The sequence below is a fragment of the Lysobacter soli genome, assembly GCF_009755585.1.
Lineage (GTDB): Bacteria > Pseudomonadota > Gammaproteobacteria > Xanthomonadales > Xanthomonadaceae > Lysobacter_J > Lysobacter_J soli.
Genome location: NZ_CP046603.1, coordinates 2,743,834 through 2,765,042 on the forward strand (window position 1 = coordinate 2,743,834; position 21,209 = coordinate 2,765,042).

The 21,209-nt window shown below is 68.7% G+C and carries 21 protein-coding genes; 1 reads left to right on the plus strand and 20 read right to left on the minus strand.

Translation table 11 applies throughout. From position 1 onward, the window contains the following. Positions 1-23 precede the first annotated feature (23 nt). The 11 genes from GOY17_RS12465 to GOY17_RS12515 form a co-directional block, all read right to left on the minus strand. Positions 24-1,664 (minus strand): acyl-CoA dehydrogenase family protein, encoded by a 1,641-nt coding sequence (locus tag GOY17_RS12465; RefSeq protein ID WP_157030649.1) that lies wholly within the window; start codon positions 1,662-1,664, stop codon positions 24-26. Between the two features lie 71 nt (positions 1,665-1,735). Next, positions 1,736-3,007: an FAD-dependent oxidoreductase gene (locus GOY17_RS12470; RefSeq protein ID WP_157030650.1), complete on the minus strand. Its 1,272-nt coding sequence runs from the start codon at positions 3,005-3,007 to the stop codon at positions 1,736-1,738. Positions 3,008-3,119: 112 nt separating this feature from the next. Beyond that, positions 3,120-3,326: a cold-shock protein gene (locus GOY17_RS12475; protein ID WP_115842987.1), complete on the minus strand. Its 207-nt coding sequence runs from the start codon at positions 3,324-3,326 to the stop codon at positions 3,120-3,122. A gap of 96 nt (positions 3,327-3,422) precedes the next feature. Further along, positions 3,423-4,187 carry an S-methyl-5'-thioinosine phosphorylase gene (locus GOY17_RS12480; protein ID WP_157030651.1) on the minus strand — a complete coding sequence of 255 codons (765 nt, stop codon included), beginning with the start codon at positions 4,185-4,187 and terminating at the stop codon, positions 3,423-3,425. 4 nt (positions 4,188-4,191) lie between these two features. Next, positions 4,192-4,761, minus strand: a complete 570-nt coding sequence (locus tag GOY17_RS12485) for a hypoxanthine-guanine phosphoribosyltransferase (protein ID WP_157030652.1) — start codon at positions 4,759-4,761, stop codon at positions 4,192-4,194. Further along, positions 4,761-5,756, minus strand: coding sequence for a beta-N-acetylhexosaminidase (gene nagZ, locus GOY17_RS12490; RefSeq protein WP_157030653.1), 996 nt, complete (start codon positions 5,754-5,756; stop codon positions 4,761-4,763). The genes GOY17_RS12485 and nagZ overlap by 1 nt, the downstream gene beginning before the upstream one ends. A gap of 109 nt (positions 5,757-5,865) precedes the next feature. After that, complete coding sequence (locus tag GOY17_RS12495; RefSeq protein ID WP_157031720.1) at positions 5,866-6,570, minus strand: DsbA family oxidoreductase; 705 nt, start codon at positions 6,568-6,570, stop codon at positions 5,866-5,868. A 41-nt stretch (positions 6,571-6,611) separates the two neighbouring features. Continuing rightward, a complete protein-coding gene (locus GOY17_RS12500) occupies positions 6,612-7,127 on the minus strand; it encodes a CYTH domain-containing protein (protein ID WP_157030654.1) in 516 nt (171 codons plus the stop codon). 28 nt (positions 7,128-7,155) lie between these two features. Next, complete coding sequence (gene rlmD, locus GOY17_RS12505) at positions 7,156-8,499, minus strand: 23S rRNA (uracil(1939)-C(5))-methyltransferase RlmD (RefSeq protein WP_157030655.1); 1,344 nt, start codon at positions 8,497-8,499, stop codon at positions 7,156-7,158. Positions 8,500-8,598: 99 nt separating this feature from the next. Next, positions 8,599-9,219 carry a DUF1318 domain-containing protein gene (locus tag GOY17_RS12510; protein WP_157030656.1) on the minus strand — a complete coding sequence of 207 codons (621 nt, stop codon included), beginning with the start codon at positions 9,217-9,219 and terminating at the stop codon, positions 8,599-8,601. A gap of 93 nt (positions 9,220-9,312) precedes the next feature. Beyond that, positions 9,313-11,349: a translocation/assembly module TamB domain-containing protein gene (locus tag GOY17_RS12515; RefSeq protein ID WP_157030657.1), complete on the minus strand. Its 2,037-nt coding sequence runs from the start codon at positions 11,347-11,349 to the stop codon at positions 9,313-9,315. Positions 11,350-11,376: 27 nt separating this feature from the next. On the opposite strand from GOY17_RS12515, the gene GOY17_RS12520 reads away from it, so the two are divergent. After that, entirely contained in the window at positions 11,377-12,153 is a 777-nt protein-coding gene (locus GOY17_RS12520; RefSeq protein ID WP_157030658.1) for a response regulator, read from the plus strand. Here the strand turns inward: GOY17_RS12520 and recO are convergent. The 9 genes from recO to rpoE all read right to left on the minus strand — a co-directional run bounded on the left by recO (position 12,135) and on the right by rpoE (position 21,129). Further along, a complete protein-coding gene (gene recO / locus GOY17_RS12525; RefSeq protein WP_157030659.1) occupies positions 12,135-12,884 on the minus strand; it encodes a DNA repair protein RecO in 750 nt (249 codons plus the stop codon). The two genes, GOY17_RS12520 and recO, sit on opposite strands and share 19 nt — an antisense overlap. Before the next feature lie 91 nt (positions 12,885-12,975). Then, a complete protein-coding gene (gene era / locus GOY17_RS12530; RefSeq protein ID WP_115842977.1) occupies positions 12,976-13,872 on the minus strand; it encodes a GTPase Era in 897 nt (298 codons plus the stop codon). Positions 13,873-13,921: 49 nt separating this feature from the next. Continuing rightward, on the minus strand, positions 13,922-14,581 hold the full coding sequence (rnc, locus tag GOY17_RS12535) for a ribonuclease III (RefSeq protein ID WP_425482268.1): 660 nt from the start codon (positions 14,579-14,581) through the stop codon (positions 13,922-13,924). Then, on the minus strand, positions 14,574-14,954 hold the full coding sequence (locus GOY17_RS12540) for a DUF4845 domain-containing protein (RefSeq protein WP_157030661.1): 381 nt from the start codon (positions 14,952-14,954) through the stop codon (positions 14,574-14,576). The genes rnc and GOY17_RS12540 overlap by 8 nt, the downstream gene beginning before the upstream one ends. Positions 14,955-15,017: 63 nt before the next feature. Next, on the minus strand, positions 15,018-15,803 hold the full coding sequence (gene lepB, locus GOY17_RS12545; protein WP_157030662.1) for a signal peptidase I: 786 nt from the start codon (positions 15,801-15,803) through the stop codon (positions 15,018-15,020). A gap of 216 nt (positions 15,804-16,019) precedes the next feature. After that, complete coding sequence (gene lepA, locus GOY17_RS12550; RefSeq protein ID WP_157030663.1) at positions 16,020-17,810, minus strand: translation elongation factor 4; 1,791 nt, start codon at positions 17,808-17,810, stop codon at positions 16,020-16,022. A 130-nt stretch (positions 17,811-17,940) separates the two neighbouring features. Continuing rightward, positions 17,941-19,479 (minus strand): DegQ family serine endoprotease, encoded by a 1,539-nt coding sequence (locus GOY17_RS12555; RefSeq protein WP_157030664.1) that lies wholly within the window; start codon positions 19,477-19,479, stop codon positions 17,941-17,943. A gap of 106 nt (positions 19,480-19,585) precedes the next feature. Continuing rightward, the gene (locus GOY17_RS12560; protein WP_157030665.1) at positions 19,586-20,512 is read right to left on the minus strand and encodes a sigma-E factor negative regulatory protein; all 927 of its coding nucleotides are present in this window, start codon (positions 20,510-20,512) and stop codon (positions 19,586-19,588) included. Continuing rightward, positions 20,509-21,129, minus strand: a complete 621-nt coding sequence (gene rpoE / locus GOY17_RS12565; protein WP_115842971.1) for an RNA polymerase sigma factor RpoE — start codon at positions 21,127-21,129, stop codon at positions 20,509-20,511. Before rpoE ends, GOY17_RS12560 begins: the two co-directional genes overlap by 4 nt. Between the last annotated feature and the right edge of the window lie 80 nt (positions 21,130-21,209).

Consider the following 21,209-nt stretch of genomic DNA (forward strand, 5'->3'; position numbering starts at 1 on the left):
GGTCACGACACACTTCGGCGCTATCACGTAGCCCACGCCCGCGCGATCAACGACCCCAGCTCGAAATCCCGCGGCAGCGTCCCGTACGCATTGCCGTGATCGCCGCCGATGCGCGTGCTGCAGAACGCCGCCGCCATCGGGCTGTCGTTTCGCAGCAGCAGGCTGGCCTGCAACGCCAGCGCCAGCGCTTCGACCCAACGCCGTGCTTCGACTTCGCCCGGCACCGTTTGGCCTTCCAGCACCGGACGCAACTCGGCGATCTCGGTGTCGAGGTCGGGATCCACGTTGTGCGCCGCTTCCAGTTCGGCGAGCAGCGCGCGCCCGGTGTGGGGCTCGCGCTGCAACGCACGCAACACGTCCAGGCACTGGATGTTGCCGCTGCCTTCCCAGATCGAGTTCAACGGCGCCTGCCGATAGAGACGCGGCAGCAGCGATTCCTCGACGTAACCCGCTCCGCCCAGGCATTCCTGCGCTTCGTTGACGAAGCCCGGCGCACGTCGGCACACCCAGTACTTCCCCACGGCGGTGGCGATGCGCGCGAACGCGGCCTCCTGAGGGTCGTACGGTGCGCGATCGACCGCGCGCGCCACGCGCATCGCCAGCACGACGGCCGCTTCGGCTTCGATGGCCAGGTCCGCCAGCACGTTGCGCATCAGCGCGTGGTCGGCCAGCCGCTTGCCGAAGGTCATCCGATGGTGCGTGTGATGCATGGCCTGCGCCAGCGCCATGCGCATCTCGGCGGCGGCACCGAGCATGCAGTCCAGTCGGGTGAGCATCACCATCTCGATGATCGTCGCCACGCCGCGGCCTTCGTCGCCGATGCGGTACGCCCAGGCGTCCATGAACTCGACCTCCGACGATGCGTTCGACCAGTCGCCGAGCTTGTCCTTCAAACGCATCAGGGCGAACGCGTTCTTCTGACCGTCCGGCGTCCAGCGCGGCAGCAGGAAACAGGTGAGGCCTCCGGTGGCCTGCGCCAGCACAAGGAAGGCGTCGGACATCGGCGCGGAAAAAAACCACTTGTGGCCGACGAGGCGATATTCATTTTCGCCCGACAACGCAGTGGCGACCGTGCGGTTAGCGCGCACGTCGCTGCCGCCCTGCTTCTCGGTCATGCCCATGCCGATCGTGATGCCGAGCTTCTGGTCGCCCACGATGTCGCGCGGGTCGTAGAACGGCGAGGTCGCCTTGCCTTCCCAGCCGACGAGGTCGGGCGCATGCCGCAGCACGGGCACCGCCGCGTGCGTCATCGTCAGTGGGCAACTGGTGCCGGGCTCCACCTGGTGATGCAGGTAACTGAGCGCGGCACGGGCGACGTGCGCGCCCGGTCGCGGCTGCGTCCAGGACAGGCCGGCGACGCCATGCTCGATCGCCGCCTGCATGATGCGGTGGTAATTCGGATGGAACTCGACCAGGTCGATGCGGTTCCCGAAGCGATCGTGCGTGCGCAGGCGCGGGCGGTCGCGATGCGCATCGAAGCTCAGCCGGTAGAGTTCGTCGCCCGCAAGCGCGCCGTAGGTCGCCAGCGTTTCGGCGAAATCGCCGCCTCCTTCGCGCACCACCGCTTCGCGCAGCGCGGCATCGTCCTGCCACAGATCGCGCGGGGCGAACTCGGGCGGCTGGTTCTCGACGCGATGCGTGGCGAACGGCGGCAGCGGGTCCATCTGCAGCTCCGGCATGGGTCTGGTGGGTGGGGACGCGCGGGATGGATCGATTCTAGGCCGCGTACCGTCGGCTACGCGTTTTCGACGGCGAGCCGGCCGGTCGTGTTTGGCGTGCGTTCCGCCAGGGCGCTGACGAAGCCGGCGTCGAGCGCGTATGTCCCCAGCCAGCCGCGACGGGTGCCGGTGAGCACGCGGAGCATCTGCCCGCGCCCGCCCGGCAGGCGCGACATCGGATGGAAAAGGCGGTCCCGCATCGCCGCCAGGCGGTCGCGTTCGGACTGGAACAACGGCGTGAGCCAGCGGCTCCAGAAGTGGTAGATGCCCAGATGATCGCGGCGGCGGCGCTCGTAATCGGCGAACGCATCGACGGGGCGTGCGTGCGTTCGCAGCGCGTCGCGTAGCGCGAGCGCGTCGGCCAGCGCCATGTTCACGCCCTGCCCCAGCTGCGGGCTCATCGCGTGGGCGGCGTCGCCCATCAATATGGCGCGCCCGCAATGCCAGCGACGCTGCACGGTGTCGCGGTAGCGCGCCTGCGCCAGTCCCGCCGGCACCGCCGTGCCGTGCAGGCGTTCGGCCGCCTCGGGCCAGACCGTAGCCACGTCGCGACGCCAGGCGGACTCATCGGTGCCGGCGTGCGGCAGCTCGGCCGCAGGCAAGCTCCAGAAGAAACTCAGTCGCGGCACGGGATCCCCGGGACGCGTGCCGACCGGCAGCATGCCCGCCATGCGGCGCGCGCCAACGTAGCGCTGGTGCAGTTCGTCGGGAAACTCCCATGCGTCCTGCGCGACCAGGCACCACTGCGCGCCCCACGGGTACGGACGATCGAGCGCCGGCGCGGCGACCGCGCCGCGCAGCATCGATGCGGCGCCATCGGCGACGATGACGACGTCGAAGGCGCCGTGCTCCTCGCCCGCGTCGTCCCGAAGCACGCCGCGAGCCGTGTCCACCTCGACGATGCGCCGGCCGCAGTGCACGCGCCGGCCGTCGCGCCAGGCGTCGTCGAGCAGGCCGAACAACGCGCCGCGCTGCATGCCCAGGCCGAAGAAATGCGGCGCCAGCTCGCGGTAGCGCATGTCCATCACCGGGCGACCGCCCGTGGTCTCGCCGAACAGGCGGCCGATCCGGGCGCCATGCGCGAGCGCGTCGTCGAGCAGGCCGAGCTCCCACAACACCGCCAGCCCGGTCGGCTGGAGCAGGAAGCCCGCGCCGACCGGTCCGAGCACCGGCGCGCGTTCGAAGACCTCCACGTCGTGGCCATCGCGCGTGAGCAGCAGCGCCGCGGTCTGGCCGGCGGTGCCGTAGCCGACGATCCCGATGCGCAATGTCGATCCCTGGCGCGTCATGCGATTCCCTTCAGATACCCGGACCCGTCGATCCCGGGCGAAAAAAAGGCCCCGCAGATGCGGGGCCTTCGAACGCGATGTGCGTGGTGCTCGGAGGGTTATCCCCGGAGGATCACGCGACCACGTTGATGTTGGACGCCTGGGCGCCCTTCGGGCCCTGCGTCAGCTCGTAGCTCACACGCTGGCCTTCCTGCAGGCTGCGGAAGCCCTTGGCGTTGATCGCGGAGAAGTGCGCGAACACATCTGCGCTGCCATCTTCGGGAGAAATGAACCCGAAGCCCTTGGCGTCGTTGAACCACTTCACGGTGCCGTACTGCATGTCCTTGTCAACCTCATGCTGGATGCGAGTCGCGCACCGACGCGGATGCGATCCGGAGCGCTCGGCGAGTATGCAAACTGAATGCCGGCTTGACAATCATCTTGTTGCACGGGCGCCGAGCAGCGCCGACAGGAGGCGCGGCAGGCCCGACGAGGCGGCGGCCACGTTGTCCAGCACGTCCTGCAGGGTGATGACCTCGTCCGGGTCCGGCCCGGCGCCGGCCGCCCAGTTGGCGACGATGGCCAGGCAGGCGTAGTCCAGGCCCATTTCGCGCGCGAGGCCGGCTTCGGGCATCCCGGTCATGCCGACCAGGTCGCAGCCGTCGCGCCGCATGCGGACGATCTCCGCACGGGTCTCCAGACGGGGGCCCTGCGTGGCGCCGTAGCAGCCGTCGGCGACCAGCGCGACGCCGGCCGAGGCCGCGGCGTCGATCACCTCCTGCCGGAGCGAGCGCGTGTATGGCTCGCCGAAATCCACGTGCAGCACCTCGGTGCCGGGCTCCTCGCAGATCGTCGAGACGCGGCCCCAGGTGTAGTCGATGAGCTGGTCCGGGCACGCCAGCACGCGCGGGCCGAAGCGCTCGGTGATGCCGCCGACCGTATTCAGCGCCAGCACTCGCGTGGCGCCCAGCGCCTGCAGCGCGGCGAGGTTGGCGCGGTAGTTGATCTTGTGCGGCGGGAGCGAATGGCCTTCGCCATGGCGCGCCAAGAATGCCACGCGGTGCCCGCCGAGGGTGCCGACGCGCACCGGCCCGGACAGTGCGCCGTAGTGTGTGACCGGCTGGTGCGTCTCGACGTCCTGCAGGTCGGCCAGCTTGTACAGGCCCGTGCCGCCGATGACGGCCAATGCGATATCGGTCATCGGCTCAGTCCTTCAGCGCGTAGATCGCCGGCAGGTTGCGGCCCTGCTCGTGGTAATCCATGCCGTAGCCGAAGACGTAGCGATCCGGCACGTCGACGCCGACGTAATCGGCGCAGATGCCTTCGACGCAGCGGTCGTGCTTCTTCACCGCGAGCGCGGCGATGCGCACGTCGCGCGCGCCCTGCCCCAGGCACCAGTCGCGGATCGCCGCGAGCGTGTGACCTTCGTCGAGGATGTCGTCGGCGAGCAGCACGCGACGGTTCTTCAGCGGCGTCGCCGGGCGGTGCTTCCACACCAGTTCGCCGCCGGAGGTCTCGCCGCGGTAGCGCGTGGCATGCAGATAGTCGAATTCGAGGTCCTGTCCCAGCGCGCCCAGCTCCATCGCCAGCTGCGCCGCAAACGGCATGCCGCCGTGCATGACGGTCAGGTACACGGGCACGTCGGCAGCGGTGTAGTCGGCGTCGATCTGGCGCGCCATGCGTGCGATCGCCTGTTCCAGCGTGGCGCGATCCAGAAGCAGATCGGAGTTGGCCAGCGCGGCGGCCAGGTCGTGCGTGTTCGCAATGGTGTCCATCAAGCCAGTCCTTCCTGCCGGTTGCGGGCGGCGTCGTAGCGGGCGTCGGCCAGCAGGCCGTCCCATCCCAGCGCGCCGCGGCCGATCAGGCCGGCGAGCGCCATCGTGTTGAGCTTTCGGCCTTCGACGGCCGCGAGCGCGTCTTCGACCAGCTCCGGGTGGCAGACGAGGATCGCGTCGCAGCCGGCGTCGTAATGCGCGTCGATGCGCCCCTTGACGCCACCCGGATGTTCGCCGGCCTTCATGCCGATGTCGTCGGTGAAGACGACGCCGCGGAAATGCATCTCGCCGCGCAGGATCTCCTCGATCCAGCGCTTCGAAAAACCGGCAGGTTCCGGCGCCACGGCCGGGTACTTCACGTGCGCCATCATCACCGCGTCGGCCTTGGCATCGATGCCGGCGACGAAGGGCACCAGGTCGTTCGCACGCAGCTCGTCGAGCGGGCGCGGATCGACCGCCTCGTTGAAATGCGTGTCGGCCAGCACCGAGCCGTGGCCCGGGAAATGCTTCAGCGTCGCCGGCATGCCGGCGCCGTGCATGCCGCGAATGTAGGCGCGCGTGAATTCGGCGACGACCGTGGGATCCTCGGAGAACGCGCGATTGCCGATGGCGAGGTTGCCGCGCCCGAGGTCCGCGACCGGCGCGAAGCTCAGGTCCACGCCGCTGGCGAGCACTTCTTTCGCCATCAGCCAGGCGTGTTCCTCGGCCAGCTTGAGGGCGGCCGCGGGATCGGCGGCGTAACGCCTGCCGAAGCCGTCCAGCGGCGGCAGCGCGCTGTAGCCGTCACGGAAGCGCTGCACGCGTCCGCCTTCCTGGTCGACACAGACCAGCTGCGGGCGCGGTGCCGCTTCGCGGATGGACGCCGATAGTTCGGCGACCTGCGCCTTCGACGCGAAGTTACGGCTGAACAGGATCACGCCGGCGCAGGCGTCGTGCTGCAGCCAGTCGCGCTCCTGCGCGGTGAGTTCGGTGCCGGCCACGCCGATCACGAGCATGCGGAAGACTCCGGTTGTCTGGGCCGCGCCCGTTGCGCGGGCCCGCATTGTCGCGCAGATGCCCGAACGGGGCATCCGCACGTGTCTGGCTTGCGTGAAGGCGCCGGCGTCAGACCGCGCAGCCGTCCGGGCCGCAGGCGTCGCTCGACGCGTGTTCGTCCGACGGGCGCGCTTCCACGCCGAGGCGCTCGAACACCTGCGCGAACACCGCCGGCGTCTGCGCGCCCTGCACCGCCAAACGTCCGTCGAAGACGAATGTCGGCACCGCCTGGATGCCCAGCGAGTGGGCCTGCGCGAGCTGCGCGCGAACTTCGGCGATGCCTTCGTCCGAGTCCAGCATCTGCCGCACGCGTGCTTCCGGCAGCCCGCCTTCGGCGCCAGCGTCGATCAGCGTCTGCACGTCGGCGAGATTGCGGCCTTCGGCGAAGTGCGCACGAAACAGCGCCTCGCCGACCTTGTCCGCATCGCCTTCGCGGCCGGCGAGCCACACCAGGCGATGCGCCTTGAGCGTGCTCACGCGCACCTGCCCGCGATCGAAATCGAACGGCAGGCCTTCGGCGCGACCGGTGGCCTGCGTTTGCGACAGGATCTGCTCGGTGCGTTCGGCGCCGCCGAACTTCTTTTCGTAGGCCTCGCGCAGTGGCACGGGCGTGTCGCCGGGCGCGTCGTTCAAATCCGGATCGAGCTGGAACGCGTGCCAGTGGATCTCGGCCGTGCGGCCCTTTTCGCCCAGCTGCGCCAGCGCTTCACGCAGGCGGTGCTTGCCGATCCAGCACCAGGGGCAGACCACGTCGGACCAGATGTCTATGCGCAAAGGAGTGTTGTCCATGGACTCGAAATGGGGCCGCGGTGCCCTTACGCAACCAGGCCCGCGCGCTCGTCCGCGCTCCATTGCGCGTACGGACGCGTGGCGAGCGCGAGGTTGTAGTAGCGCGACGATTCGGTGACTTCCGCGCCGATCCACTCCGGGCGCGCGAAGGCTTCATCCGCGCTGGACAACTCGATCTCGGCGACGACCAGCCCCGCGTTGTCGCCGAGGAACTCGTCGACCTCCCACAGATGCCCTTCGTGCTGCACGTAGTGGCGACGCTTGTCGACCAACCCGCCTACGCACAGCGCGAGCAGCGCGCGCGCGTCGGCGACCGGAATGGCGTAATCGAACTCCTGCCGCGTGTGGCCGAGTTCGCGCGACTTGAGGTTGAGGAACGCCTCGTCGCCGGCGATGCGCACGCGCACCGACGCCTTCATCGCGCCCTCGTCCATCGCCTTCTGGTCGTTGATGTACCCCTGCGCCATCGGCACGACCTCGCGTGCGGCCGCGCGCCAGCCGTCGCCGGTGACCAGGAACTTGCGTTCGATTTCGAGTGCCATGCGGTGTGTCCTGTGCGGGCGATCGCGATCAGCGCTCGAACAGCGCGATCGATTCCACGTGCGCGGTGTGCGGGAACATGTCCATCACGCCGGCGGCCTTGAGCTTCCAGCCGCGCTCCTTCACCAGGAAACCGGCGTCGCGTGCGAGCGAGGCCGGATGGCAGCTGACGTAGACGATACGGTCGAACTGTTTCAGCGGCAGCTGCGCCAGCACGACGTCGGCGCCCGAGCGCGGCGGGTCGAGCAGCAGCTTGTCGAAGGGCTCCTTCATCCAGCTCTCGCCGGACAGGTCCTTCGCCAGATCCGCCGCATGGAACTGCGCATTCGCGATGCCGTTGTGCGCGGCGTTCTCGCGCGCGCGACGCACCAGCCCCGCCTCGCCCTCCACGCCGACGACTTCGCGCACCTGGCGCGCCAGCGGCAGCGTGAAATTGCCCAGGCCCGCGAACAGGTCGAGCACGCGGTCTTCGGGCCTGGGATCGAGCAGATCGAGCGCCAGCTGGATCATCTTGCCGTTGAGGCCAGCGTTGACCTGGATGAAGTCCAGCGGGCGGAACAGGAATTCCAGGTTCCACTGCGGCAGCGAAAACGCCAGCTTCGGCGCTTCGGGCCACAACGCGTGCACGGTATCCAGGCCGCCGGGCTGGAGGAAGATCGCGAACCCGTGCGCCTTGCCGAACGCGACCAGCGCCTCGCGATCACTGTCGGTGAGCGGCACCAGGTGGCGGATCGTCAGCGCGACGCCGCCGAAGGCCTCGCCATGCGAACCATCCTGCGCGTCACCGGCGATGAACTCGATCTGCGGGATCTCGCGCCGCGCCTGCATGCCGTCCACCAGCGCGGCGAGTTCGGGCAGCTTCGACGCGATCTGCGGCATCACCGTGTGGCATTCGCGGATGTCGGCGACGAAGCGCGGATCGGTTTCGCGGAAGCCGACCAGCGTCTTGTCCTTCTTCTCGACGCGACGCACCGAGAAACGGCCCTTGCGGCGATAGCCCCACGACGTATCGACCAGCGGCGGCAGAATGCGTTCGGGCGCGACGTGGCCGATGCGCTCGAAGTTCTCCATGAGCACGCGCTGCTTGGCGAGGATCTGTCTTTCCTCGTCGTAATGCTGCATGGCGCAGCCGCTGCACACGCCGAAGTGCGCGCAACGCGGCGCGACGCGTTCGGGCGCGGCTTCGAGGACTTCGACGGTCTTCGCCTCGTCGAAACTCCGATGGCGACCGGTCTGCGAGGCCATGACGCGCTCGCCGGGCAGCGCGCCGGCAACGAACACGGCCTTGCCGTCGGGACGGCGGGCCACGCCGCGGCCGTCGTGGGTCAGGTCGGTGATGAGGACTTCGAAGGGGGTTTGATCGATGCGGGCCACAGCGGCTGGCGGTACTGCTCAACAGGGCCGCGTATTGTCGCAGATCGAGCGAGCCCGCCCGACCTGCCCCCCTCCCATTGCGGGAGAGGGGCGTTCAGGTCACTTCTGGCGCCAGCCGCCACCGGCGTCCTGCACCCACCAGCCCGGCCGCGCGCTGTCGACCCACTGGCGCGCGAACACGGCGCGGATCTGCTGTTCCCATTCGGGATGATCGTTGGCCACGGCGATTTCGCGATAGACGGCGCGGGCGTCGCGATTCTGTTCGGCGACGGCCTGGTTCACGCCGACGCGCTGCGGCAGCGGGATCTTGGCCGCGTCGCGCACGTCGATGGTGCCGTCGTTGGCGATGCCCAGCGCGCCGGATTCGAAATGCGCCTTGAGCTGGCCGTCGAAACGCTGCGCCATGCGCGCCTGGATCGACTGGATCGCCGGCGTCTTGATCGTGATGTCCGGCTGGCCCTGCGCCTGCGCGGTGCCGATGCCCATCAGCGACAACCAATCGATGCGCGAGGCGAGCGAACGCTCCGCCGACGGCACGTAGGCGCTCTGGCCGCCTGGCTTTTCCTGCGGCTTCGGCGCGGGCTGTGCGTCGTCGCCGATCACCTTCTCGACGAACTCGCGCGCCGCTTCCTTCGCCTCGGCGGCGGGGAAGTACACGTTGATCGTGACGCAGGCAGTCAGCGCGACCGCTGCCACCGGGATGCCCATCCAACGACGCATGACGATTTCTCCTGTTGATCCGATGCCGGCAGCACGTGCGTGCGGCCGGCGCGATGCAGCGAAACTTACCCGAAGCGAGCGACCGGCAGCCAATCAGTCGAAGACCGGCTTCACGTCGCCCGTGCTGGCGGCCTTCAACCGTTCCAGCAGGGTCGGCCAGTCCACGTCGCGGTTGAACCCCACCACCGCCAGCCGCGGCAGGCCGGCCCCTTCGACGATAGTGAATCCGTTGCCGGCTGAACCCAGACCGCTCATCCGGCAGACCTGGTCGCCGAGATAGCACGACAGGCCGATGCGCCGATAGCCGAAATCGTCGAACAGCCCGATCAGCTGCGACTGCAGCGAACTGACGAAGGAGGCATCGGACACGCTCGACAGGTCCTGCACCGCGCGCTGGCTGATGCGCTGGCGCACGCCGGCGCGGCGTGCGGCATCGGCGTCGGTCGCGATGGCGGCCTCGAACGCGACGGGCTGCCAGTCGACCAGCCGCAGCCGGTCGAAGCGCCCGTCGAGCTTCCCCGTGATTTCGCCGAAGCCGAGCACGCCGGTCAGCGATTGCAGGTCGATGTCCTCGAAGGCGATGTCCGACGACAGCGTCGGCGCGACGCCGAACGGCCGCTCCATCGCCAGCGACGACACCTGCACCGTGCCGCCGAACAGCTGCACCGACAGGCCGCCTTCGAAATCCAGGCGGTCGTCCGCGTAGCGCGCTTCCGGGATGTGGCCGGTGAGCTCGCCGGTGAACGCGGGCCAGCCCAGCGCCTGCGCGAGCTGCGCGATGTCCAGCCGGTCCAGGTCCAGGCCGAAGCGGATCTGCAGCCCCTGCCCGTCCGCCGGCGGCCGCAGGCTGAGGTGGTCGATCGACACATTGCCGCCGAGCATCGCCATGGTCGACGCCTCGCGCAGGCGCAACTCGCCGGCATCGCTCACGAAAGGCAGCCGTGCCGGACCGAAGGCGAGGCCGTGCAGGCGCCCGCCGGTCCAGCGCAGTTCGCTTTCGAGCTGTTCGGCGCGGGAAAAACGCACGTCGCCTTCGAGCCCGGCGAAGTCGAACCGCCCGCGCGGGTCGTCGATCGCCACGCCGTGCGGCACGAAGGCCGCTTCGTGCACGGTGCCTTCGTCCATGCGCAGCTGGACGTCTGCCGCGCCGCGCAGTTGGAGGTCCGCCAGTCCCGCCAGGCCGAGGAAGCCGGTGAGATAGCCATCGCGCATCGGCGCCAGATCGGTGCTGCGTGCGCGCACGTCGAGCGAGCGTAGCGACGCGTCCGCGCCGAGGTACGCGCTCCCCTGCGCCGTGAGCACGCCGGGGTCGTCCCATCGGAATCGCGGAATCTGCCAGCCGCCAGCGCCGTCCTGTCTCGCCAGCAGGTCGACCGCGACCCGTCGCTTCTGCAAGGCGATGTACGCGTTGCCGAACAGCAGGTCGCCGCCGAGCAGCGCGCCGTCGATGGCGAAGTTCGTGTTGGTGCCGAAGGTCGCGTCGAGCGTCGCCTGCGCGGAAAGGTTTTCGCCAGCGGTGAGACCGTCGGCCGTATCGAAGGCGACGCCCGTCAGGCGCAGCGGGCCGGTGACGCGCAGTGGCGCGTTGGCGGGCGCGCGCACGTCGATACGACCATCGAGCGTGCCCGTGCCGAATCGCCCGGCCGCCCAGGCCTGCGACATCAGCGCCTGCGCCCACGTAACCGGGACCTGCGCCAGGTCGATACGCGTGAGGTCGGGCGTCCGGCTTTCGCGATTGAGGGCGATGCGGCTGCGACCCTGGGACAGGCTCGCGTCGGTGCGGGCGTCGTCGATATCGATGGCCAGCGTCAGCGCGGCGCTTCGCCCCTCGCGCACGGCGCCTTCACACTGCCACCGGTTTCCTGCATGCGACAGTGGACACTGCCAGGTGACGTCACGGAAGCGGTAACCCAGCCCCGGCGCGTCGATGCGCGCGGCCTGCAGGCGCAACACGCCCTGGGGCGCCGAGTCGGGCCAGTCGAGCTGGACGCGAACGCCTTCCAGCGTCGCGACCGCGGTGCGTATTCTGGCGATCTTCGCCTGGGCAGTCGCCGCGGAAGCGGCATCGGTCCACGCGGCGAACGCGATGGCCGATGCAACCAGCAGCAGGCGTAAGATCGAACACGACATCCGAGCAGCATACCGACAGGACGCGAAATGCCGATGATGCGCGACACACTTCCCCGCATCCTGCTCGTCGAGGACGATCCGACCAGCCAGGCCTTCCTCACTGCCGCGTTGCGCGCGACGCCGGCCGAGGTCGACGCGGCCGACACGATGGGCGCGGCGCTGGCGCTCGCGGCATCGCAGACCTACGCGGCCTGGATGATCGATGCCCGGTTGCCCGACGGCAGCGGCGCGGAACTGCTGGCAAGACTGCGCGAACGCGACACGCGTACACCGGCCATCGCCCACACGGCCGCGCACGAATCCGACGTGCTCGATGCGCTGGTCGCGGCAGGCTTCGCCGAGGCGCTGGTCAAGCCGATGCCCGCCGCCACGCTGCAGTCTGCATTGCGGCGCGTGCTTGGGTCGGCCGCCGACGAGGCGCCCGCGGCCGAACTGGCCATCGTCGAGGACGTTCCGCTGTGGGACGACGACGCGGCCGCACTCGCGCTCAATGGCAACCGTGCGCACGTGGAAACGCTGCGCGAACTGTTCGTGCAGGAACTGACGAAGTCGGTGTATGCGATTTCCACCGCGGCCGAGCGCGGCGACCTCGATTCGGTGCGCGGCGACCTGCATCGACTGCGTGCGAGCTGCGGCTTCGTCGGTGCGCAGCGACTGGCGGCAGCCGTGCAGGCGTTGCAGCAGGATCCTGCATCGCCGGCACGACTCGATGCGCTGGAGCACATTGCGCACGAGACCCTGGCGCACGCCGGCGTCGTGCCGCATTCGGCGCCGATCGTGGAAGCTCAGTCGGCCGCGTTCTGATCCCGCGGTCGCGACACGCGGTTCAACTCGGAGAGCATGTCCCACGATTTCAAGCCGCGTGGCCCCAGATGGTGCGCGAGCACGTCGCGCATGGCACGGCGAAGGCCGGGCAGATCGTCGGTTTCAGGCACGAGGTCGGCCGCCAGCGCCAACAGTCCGCGGCCGGTCGCGGCGCGGCTGCGATCGCCATGGCCGCGATCGCTCAACACGCGGCGCGGCCCGTATTCGGGTTCCAGCCGGTAGCGCGCGGCGGGATCGATCGGCGCGCCTTCGCCGTCGTGCGACAGGTCGAAGCCAAAGCCAAGCGCATCGATCAGGTCGCGCTCATAGCGGCGCAACGTCCACGCCAGCGGTTCGCCGGCGCCCAGTCGCGCGCGGGCACGGCCGTAGGCGTCGTAGAGCTCGGACGACGGATCCTGGCGCGGGGCCAGGCGCAGGGTGAGTTCGTTGAGGTAGAAGCCCGACAGCATCGCCTCGCCCGACAGCCGCGGCGCGACATCGAGCGCCTCGGCAGCGTTCAGGCGGGCGAGCTCGCCGACCTGCACGGCGTCGAGCCGGATCCACTGCAGCGGCTGCAAGGCCGCGCGCAGGAGCTGCTTCTTCGGCCCCTGCACGCCGCGCGCGACCAGGCCCAGCCGGCCGTGATGTTCGCTCAGCACTTCCACCAGCAGGCTGGTCTCGCGCCACGGGCGCGCATGCAGGACGAAGGCGGATTCGGCGCTAAGTCGCATGGAGGCCGGGGCGGCGGATCAAGGTAGAAGACGAAGACGTCGGCGGGCTCGGTTTCGGGTTCGCACCGGAGCCCTCGCCGTTCGTCGTGGATCAGTCGTGGTAGCCGAACGCCCGCAGCGCCGCTTCGTCGTCCGACCAGCCTTCGCGTACGCGCACCCAGGTTTCCAGGAACACCTTGCTGCCGAACAGGCGTTCCATCTGCTGGCGGGCCTTGGCCCCGATCTCGCGCAAGCGCTCGCCGCCCTTGCCGATGACGATCGCCTTCTGACCATCGCGCTCGACCCAGATCACCGCGCCGATGCGCAGCAGGTTGCCGTCGACCTCGAACTTCTCGATCTCCACCGTCGTCGCGTACGGAAGTTCTTCGCCCAACTGGCGCATGAGCTGCTCGCGCACCATTTCGCCGGCGAGGAAGCGCTGGCTTTTGTCGGTGATCTCGTCTTCGCCGTACAGCGCAGGCTGCTCGGGCATCAGCGCCAGCACGTCCTTCACAAGCGGTTCCAGCCCCTTGCGGCGGAGCGCGGAAATCGGGTGCACGGCGGCGAAGTCGCGCCCGTCGCTCACCTTCGCCAGGAACGGCAGCAGCGTGGTCTTGTCCTTGATGCGATCGACCTGGTTGGCGACCAGCACTACCGGCACGCCGCCCTTCTTCAGCGCGTCGTAGGCCAGCGAGTCCTCGTCGTCCCACTGGCCGGCACGGACGACGAGGATCGCGGCGTCGACGCCCTCGAGCGCACCACGGGCGGCGCGATTCATCCAGCGGTTCATCGCGCGCTTCTGCTCGCGATGGATACCGGGGGTGTCGACCAGCAGCAGCTGGCCTTCAGGGAAGGTCGCGATACCGAGCAACTGGTGCCGCGTGGTCTGCGGGCGATCGGAGGTGATACTGACCTTCGCGCCGACCAGGGCGTTGACCAAGGTGGATTTGCCGACGTTTGGACGGCCGATGACGGCCACATGGCCGGCTCGATGGGCGGGGGTATTCATCCGGGAATTGTAAGGCGCCCGTGCCGGGCCCGTACGGCGAACGACGCTGTCAGCGTTCCTGCAGCAGGTCCAGGACGGCCTCGGCGGCCGCCTGTTCGGCCGCCCGTCGCGAGGTTCCGACGCCCTCGGCCGTCACCGGTGGGTGACTCAGCGTACAGCTGACCTGGAAGCTCTTGGCATGTTCCTCGCCCGTCTCGCCCAGCAGCGTGTACACCGGCAGCGGCTTCTGGCGGGCCTGAAGCCACTCCTGCAATCGCGTCTTGGCGTCCTTGCCGACCTTGTTCGGCGGCGGGAGCGCGGCAATCGCCGATTCGAACCACGGCATGACCGCGGCGCGACAGGTCGGAAAGTCGGAATCGAGGTAGATCGCCGCGATCAGTGCCTCGAGCGCGTCGGCCAGGATGGAGTCGCGGCGATGGCCACCGGATTTCATCTCGCCCGGGCCGAGGGTCAGGCGGGGACCGAGGTCGAGGGTCCGCGCGATGGGTGCCAGTGCCGACTCGCGCACCAGTTCGGCGCGCGCCCGGGTGAGCGCGCCTTCGTCCGCGCGTGGCCAGTGTTCGTACAGCGCCTCGGCGACGATCAGGTTGACCAGCGCGTCACCGAGGAACTCCAGCCGCTCGTTGTGCGGCGCACCCGCACTACGGTGCGTCAGGGCCTGCTGCAGCAGTTCCGGACGCGAGAAGCGGTGGCCGATGCGATCAGTCATCCCCGGCATTGCGCGAGAGGACCTGTTCGGCATTGAAGTGGCCGACGATGTCGAAGTTGGCGATCAAAGGGCGACGCACTTCGTAGTCGACCGTCATCACGTAACCGGCGTCCTTGCGCGCGATCTTTACGTCGGTGGGCTTCACGTTGCTCGAATAGCTGATGTCCAGACGCGTAAAGAACTGCTGCTTGATCCGGGCCGGGTCCAGCTGAGAGACGCCCGGCTCCTGCGAAAGTTGCTTGAGCGCCTGCTTCACCGAGAAGAACTCCGAATACATCGGAATGACCTTCATGCCCATGTAGATGAACACGCCGACAACCGCCAGCACGATGATGAACCCGATCAGGGTCATGCCGCTCTGAGTACGCTTCATTACCAATCCCCCATGTTTGCAATGTGCCCCCGCCGGCGCTTTCCCCTCGCCGACGGGTGATTGTTACTGGATCCTGTTGCCGATGCGCGAGGTGTCCACGCCACCGTCGAAGTTCATCCAGATCAAGAATGCCTTCCCGCGCAGGTTTTGTTCCGGCAGGAAGCCCCAGTATCGGCTGTCCTCGCTGTTGTCGCGGTTGTCGCCCATCACGAAATAGTGTCCGGGCGGGACGATCCAGTCGCCCTCACCCTGGTCGATGAACGGCAGGTTGGTGCGCTCGAGCACGTGGTGCTGGCGGCCCAGCAGGTCTTCCTGCAGTTCCTCGGCGCCGGTCATCTCGGTGCCGTTGCCCTTGCCCTGGAAGACGCCGATCGGCGCGTACGCCAGCGCCTTTCCGTTCACGCTGACCTGGTTGTCGTGGTAGCCGACGCGGTCGCCCGGCAGGCCCACCACGCGCTTGATCCAGTCCTGGTCCGGATGGTGCGGCGGGCGGAAGACCACCACGTCGCCGCGTTGCGGCTCGCCGATGCCGATCACCTTGTGGTTGTTGATCGGCAGGCGCAGGCCGTAGGTGAACTTGTTGACGAGGATGAAGTCGCCCGTCAGCAGCGTCGGCATCATCGAGTTGGACGGGATGCGGAAGGGTTCGGCCACGAAGCTGCGCAGGATCAGCACCACCGCGAGCACGGGGAAGAACGCCTTGGAATAGTCGACGACGATGGGTTCCTTGCCGTCGTCCAGCAGGCCCTGCCGCGCTTCGCGACGCTTGGCCAGCACCAGCTTGTCGAGCAGCCAGACCAGGCCGGTGAACAGCGTCAGGACGACCAGGGCGATTTCAAACCAGCGCATGCATGCTCCTTTGCAGAGCGGAGAACGGGACGAACGGGAAAACCATCGGGGACATCGCAACCGGGCCGAACGACCGGCCAGCTGCGCAGGTCGCTCCCCGGCAACCTGCCACGGCGAGGATAGCGGCGGGCGTGCCGTCCGTCATGGGCGAATCCTTGCCGCAGCCGGCGGGAACTCCGCCTTCGGGTGTAGGAAAACCGCGCGCCACCGGCCTGCTTACTTGTCGACCTGCAGGACGGCGAGGAACGCCTCCTGGGGGATCTCGACGCGGCCGACCTGCTTCATGCGCTTCTTGCCCTCCTTCTGCTTCTCGAGGAGCTTCTTCTTGCGACTGATGTCGCCGCCGTAGCACTTGGCCAGCACGTTCTTGCGAAGCGCCTTGACCGTGGTGCGCGCGATGACCTGCGAGCCGATCGCCGCCTGGATCGCCACGTCGAACATCTGGCGCGGGATGAGTTCCTTCATCTTCTCGCACAGCTCGCGACCGCGACGGTCGGCGTGGCTGCGATGGCAGATGATCGAGAGCGCGTCGACCTTGTCGCCGTTGATGAGCGTGTCCACGCGCACGAACGGACCCGCGTCGAAGCGCAGGAAGTGGTAGTCCAGCGAGGCGTAGCCGCGGCTGACCGACTTGAGCTTGTCGAAGAAGTCCAGCACCACCTCGGCCATCGGCAGCTCGTAGCTGATCTGCACCTGGCTGGCCAGGTACTGGATGCTGATCTGCACGCCGCGCTTTTCCTCGCACAGCTTGATGATGTTGCCGATGTACGCCTCGGGCGTGAGGATGTTGGCGCGGATGATCGGCTCGCGGATTTCCTGGACCAGGTTCAACTGCGGCAGCTTGGCCGGGTTGTCCATGGGCATGATCTCGCCGTCCGTGCGCAGCACCTCGTAGATCACCGTCGGCGCGGTGGTGATCAGGTTGAGGTTGTACTCGCGCTCCAGACGCTCCTGCACGATTTCCATGTGCAGCATGCCGAGGAAGCCGCAGCGGAAACCGAAGCCCATGGCCTCGGAGCTTTCCGGCTCGAACCGCAGCGCCGCGTCGTTCAGGCGCAGCTTGTCCAGCGCTTCGCGCAGGTCCGGGTAATCCTCGGCGTCCACCGGGAACAGACCGGCGAACACGCGCGGCTGCATTTCCTGGAAGCCCGGCAGCGGCTTGGCAGCAGGATCGCCAGCCAGCGTGAGCGTGTCGCCCACCGGCGCGCCGTGCACGTCCTTGATCGAGGCGTGGATCCAGCCCACTTCACCGGCACCGAGCTTGGGCAGGTCCTTCCGCTTGGGCGTGAACACGCCGACCTTGTCGACCTGGTGCGTGCGGCCGGTCGACATCACCAGCAGCTTGTCGCCGGGCTTGATCTCGCCCTGCATCACGCGCACCAGCGAGACCACGCCCAGGTAGTTGTCGAACCACGAGTCGATGATCAGCGCCTGCAGCTTGTCGGTGTCGCGCGGCTTCGGCGGCGGGATGCGATGGACGATCGCCTCCAGCACGTCCACGACATTCAGGCCGGTCTTCGCACTGATGGCGACCGCATCTTCGGCATCGATGCCGATGACGGCCTCGATCTCGGCCTTGGCGCGTTCGATGTCGGCGGTGGGCAGGTCGATCTTGTTGAGGACCGGCACCACTTCCAGTCCCTGCTCCACCGCGGTGTAGCAGTTGGCGACCGACTGCGCTTCAACGCCCTGCGCGGCGTCTACCACCAGCAGCGCGCCTTCGCACGCGGCCAGCGAGCGGCTGACTTCGTAGCTGAAGTCGACGTGGCCGGGCGTGTCGATGAAGTTGAGGAAGTAGGTCTGCCCGTCGCGCGCCTTGTACGGCAGCGATACGGACTGGGCCTTGATGGTGATGCCGCGTTCGCGCTCGATCGGGTTGGAGTCGAGGACCTGCGCTTCCATCTCGCGGGCTTCGAGGCCGCCGCAGAGCTGGATGATGCGGTCGGCCAGCGTCGACTTGCCGTGGTCGACGTGGGCGATGATGGAGAAGTTTCTGATCTGCTGCATGCGGGGGCGCGCGAGGCTGGCCGTTCCTTGAAATCAACGCGCGATTATCGCACAGGCCCCGGCGCAGCCGACTCTCCGCCCCGCGTCCCGGCGCCGCCCGTGGGCGGACGCCGGGTCGCGGATCGATGCGTCAGCCGGTCCGGGCGTCGTCCTGGGCGGTGACAGCGATGAACTGCGTGGAGCCCTGGCGGCGGACCAGCAGCATCACGGTGTCGCCGGACTTCACTGAGCCCAGCTCCTTGTCGAGCGCGGCGGCCGAGCCAACCGCGCTGCGGCCGACCTGAAGCACCACGTCGCCCGGACGGAGCCCGGCTTCGGCGCCGGAGTCGCCCGGGTTGCGGATCAGCACGCCCTCGCCCGAACGCAGGCCCAGGCGCTGGCGCTCGCCGGCCGACAGGTCCTGGCCGACCAGACCCAGCGCGTTGCCGCCGGACGGCTTCGACGAACCTTCGTCCGCCGCCGGGCGCGGCGAGGCGCGACCGGTGCCGGCGAGTTCGTCCAGCTCGTTCACGGTGACGGTCTTGTCGAGCGTGCGACCGTCGCGGACCAGCGTGACCTTGGCCTTCGTGCCGGGCGCCATGTTGCCGATGATCGGCGGCAGGTCGGCGGAGTCGTTGATCGTGCGACCGTCGACCGCGCGGATCACGTCGCCGCGTTCGATGCCGGCCTTTTCGGCCGGGCTGCCGGGCAGCACGTCGGCGATCAACGCGCCGCTGCTGTCGGGCAGGCCGAGCGCCTTGGCCGATTCGCTCGTCAGCGCCTGCACCTGCACGCCCAGCTGACCGCGGCTGACCTTGCCGGTCGCGCGCAGCTGTTCGGCGGCGCTCATCGCGACGTCGATCGGGATCGCGAAGCTCACGCCCATGTAGCCGCCCGAGTTGCTGAAGATCTGCGAATTGATGCCGACCACTTCGCCGCTGGTGTTGAGCAGCGGGCCGCCCGAATTGCCCTGGTTGATGGCCACGTCGGTCTGGATGAAAGGCACGTAGCGCTGGTTCGCGTACGGGTTGGCGCGGCCGACCGCGCTGACGATGCCCGCGGTGACCGAGTGGTCCAGGCCGAACGGCGAGCCGATCGCGATCACCCACTGCCCGGCCTTGGTGCCGTTGGCCGGCGCCATGCGCAGGAACGGCAGGCCCTTCGCGTCGATCTTCAGCAGTGCCACGTCGGACTGCTCGTCGCTGCCGATGACCTTCGCGGTGAATTCGCGGCGATCCGACAGGGTCACGGTGACGGTGTCGGCGCCTTCGACGACGTGGTGATTGGTCATCACGTAACCGTCGGCCGACATCAGGAAACCGCTGCCCAGCGACGTGCCGCCGCCGCGCGGCCCGCGCGGGCCGGGGCCGCCCGGACCACCGGGGAACGGCATCTCGTCGCCGAAGAAGCGGCGGAAGATTTCCGGGATCTGCTCTTCGTCCGGCATCTGCTGCTGGCCGCGGGCGGTGCGGCGCGGCGTGACTTCGGCGCGGATGTTGACCACGGCCGGACCGACGCGCTGCACGAGGTTGGTGAAGTCCGGCAGGCCCGACACCAGCGGCGGCGCGGGCGTAGCCGCGGGCTGTGCGATCGGATTGGCGGGCTGCTGCGCGCATGCGACCGGAAGCGCTGCGGCGATGGCAGCGACCAGGAAGATGCTGCGCAGCGGGGTGCGGGGCGTGCGGTTCATTGGCATCGGGCCTCGGGAATCGTTGGGATGAGTGTGGGCGGTGCGCCGTTTTCGCGGCGCGAGGAAGGGGAATCGATGAGGCCGATCGTGGGAACGGCCCGAGGGGTCAGTCCTGCGGCCCGCGCTGGGCCGGCGCATCTTCGACGGCGGGCGTCGCGGTCTGCGGTTCGAACGGATAGAACGAGGGCGACGCCGCGCTGCTGGTGCCGAAACTCGCCGTCAGTGCGCCATTGCCCGAGTACTGCGGCAATACCGCGCGTGGCCACGGCCGCGACGCCGCTTCGACGTGTTCCGGCTGGAACGGCTTGACGTGCTGCGGCGCGGGAAGCGCGGTGTCGGCGATGGCCGTCTGCGGAACGGCTGCGCTCGCGACGGCGGGCTGTTCGACCTGCCGCCCGATGCGAGCCGAAGAACGCTGGCTCTGGTTGCGCGAGGCACGACGTTCGCTCGCACGACGTGGTACTTCGGCGACGGCCACTGCCGCGGCTGTCGCGCCCAGCGTGCTGTCGGGAGATTGGGGATTTGCCGGCGCTGCAGGCGCGCGCGGCGTCGCAACAGTCGATGCGCGCGATGCCGCCGCGGCAGCCACGCGCGGCAACGACGCCGCAGGCACGCTTGCGACATTCGGCGACGCGCTGCGGCCCGAGGGCGCCGCATCGTCGGAGAACGGACGCGTCACGAACAGCGCGGCCACCGCGACCGACGCCGCCAGCGCCCCGCCCATCCAGCCGCGACGTCCACTGAAGGCCTTGGCCGGCAGCGCGACCGGCTGCGACTGCTCTTCGCGCAATGCGAGCGCCACGCGATCGGCGAACCCGTTCGGGGCCACGCCCTGCGCCTGCCCGCGCAGCGCGTCGCCATAGAGTTGCCAGCGGCCGACGGTATCGCGCCATTCCGCGTCGTGGCCCAGCCGCTTCAGCGCGAAGCGTGCTTCGTCGGCGGCGAGTTCGCCGTCGAACAATGCGCACAGTGTTTCGCGCTCGTCGCTCGAGTGGGCCGGTCTATCGTCGATGGGTCGGTGGTTGGAAGTCATCGCTTGGCAGCTTTGGCAGTGTCGTGGTCCAGCAGGGGCCGCAGTTCGGTATCGATCGCTTCGCGCGCGCGGAAGATGCGCGAGCGGACCGTACCGATGGGGCACCCCATCTTCTGCGCGATGTCCTCGTAACTGAGGCCGTCCACCTCGCGCAGGGTGATCGCGGCCCGTAATTCTTCCGGCAATCCTTCGACCACACGCATCACCGTGCGTTCGATTTCCTGCCGCAGCAATTCATGTTCCGGCGTGTCGGTGTCGCGCAGTCGCGTGCCGGTGTCGAACAGCTCCGCCTCGCCGGCATCGACGTCGTCCGTCGGCGGGCGGCGGTTCTGTGCGACCAGATGGTTCTTGGCGGTATTCACGGCGATACGGTGCAACCATGTATAGAACTGCGCGTCGCCCCGGAAGTTCGGCAGCGCCCGGTAGGCGCGGATGAAGGTTTCCTGGGCCACGTCCTGGCATTCGCTCCAGTCGGCGATGTAACGGCCGATCAGCGCGGTGATCCGATGCTGGTACTTGCGCACCAGCGCATCGAAGGCCGCACTGTCGCCTCGCTGCACGCGCGCGACCAGCTCCTGGTCCAACTCGACATCTTTGGGCAACGTCATTTCGGCCATGCCGCGCCGGCGCTCCTGTCAGCTCGGCCATGGCCGAACGAATGGACAGCCCCGTGGAGGAAAAGTTCAAAGGTCGACGA